The organism is Jhaorihella thermophila (assembly GCF_900108275.1).
Taxonomy (GTDB): Bacteria; Pseudomonadota; Alphaproteobacteria; order Rhodobacterales; family Rhodobacteraceae; genus Jhaorihella; species Jhaorihella thermophila.
This window is the reverse complement of sequence record NZ_FNVD01000069.1, coordinates 1-1,015: the sequence shown is the minus strand read 5'-3', so window position 1 is coordinate 1,015 and position 1,015 is coordinate 1. Positions and strand designations below refer to the sequence as shown.

At 65.5% G+C, this 1,015-nt stretch carries 3 protein-coding genes; all 3 read right to left on the bottom strand.

Features of this window, described 5'->3' with window-relative positions; all coding sequences use genetic code 11:
- The coding region (locus C4S70_RS18450; protein WP_235003902.1) for a DUF6441 family protein at window positions 1–384 on the bottom strand (384 nt) is incomplete at its 3' end.
- Window positions 385–401: 17 nt separating this feature from the next.
- Window positions 402–869 (bottom strand): hypothetical protein, encoded by a 468-nt coding sequence (locus tag C4S70_RS18445; protein WP_104009523.1) that lies wholly within the window; start codon window positions 867–869, stop codon window positions 402–404.
- Between the two features lie 41 nt (window positions 870–910).
- Window positions 911–1,015: head-tail joining protein (locus tag C4S70_RS19555; protein WP_456077575.1), on the bottom strand; the 105-nt coding region annotated here is incomplete at its 5' end.

Genomic DNA, 1,015 nt, shown 5'->3' with positions numbered 1-1,015 from the left:
CAGGCCACGGCGACGCTCCCATTCGCCGGGGGTCATCTTCGCGCCGCGCCGCCCCTTGCCGGCGGCGGGCAGCGGGATCGCCAGCCAGAACCCGTCGCGGGACCGGATCAGCGGGCCGGTGTCATGCGCGCCGACGATGACCGGGGCCTTGGACCAGACCAGCGCCGCGGCGTTCAGGCTCTCTCCGGCCTTCGGGTAGGTGGCGAGCCGGATCGAGTTCGCCAGCCGCCGGCCAAGCCCCGCGCCGGTGATCTGGCCACGCCAGGCGGTCTTGAGCCCGGTCCCGGCCTCGGTCATGGCGGCGGTGACGGCCTTCTCGCCCGCCTTCACTTCGGCCGCCATGGCGGCGACGAGATCCGGCGTGACGTCGAGCTTCAGCTTCATCGTAGCGACGCAGGCAATCAGGCCGGAGCGCTTGGACCAAAAATGCTGGCCCCTGCATGATCGAAACGGAACGGATCGAGTTCAGGAAGCCGTTTGCGGGACAGGTTCAGACCATACTCGGGTTTGCTGGCCTTTCCGTCATAGTCGCGGTCGACGAACAGCCCGTCCGGCGTCTCCCAACGCGAGGCTGGGATCAGATACAGGTCCGGCTCCCTTTCCTCCTCGAAAAGGACAAGGGCGAGAAGCAGGTTGTGCCGCAGGCGAAAGACCTCTTTCCGCATGAACACATAGTTCAGCTTGCGAACCGATTTGACCTGCACATCCCAATACCTGTCCGGCTCCTGACGCACCACGAAATCGATCCCACGGTCGTCAACCTCCGCAGAGTAAACGTCGAGACCGAGCAGCACGAGATGCATCTTGGCGAAATACTCCGCATAGCGGCCGATTTGCATGTGATTGAGACGGCTCCAATCGTGTCGCATCTGGCCTCCTGTGTGTCCCTGCACCTTTCGCCCAACTCGTTCTAGGACGGCCGCAGGTCCACGGTCCAGACCAGCCGCTCGCGGTCGCGGACGGGCTCGCCCTGGACGAGGAAGGCCGCGCCGTCGATCTCGATGCGGTCGCCGGG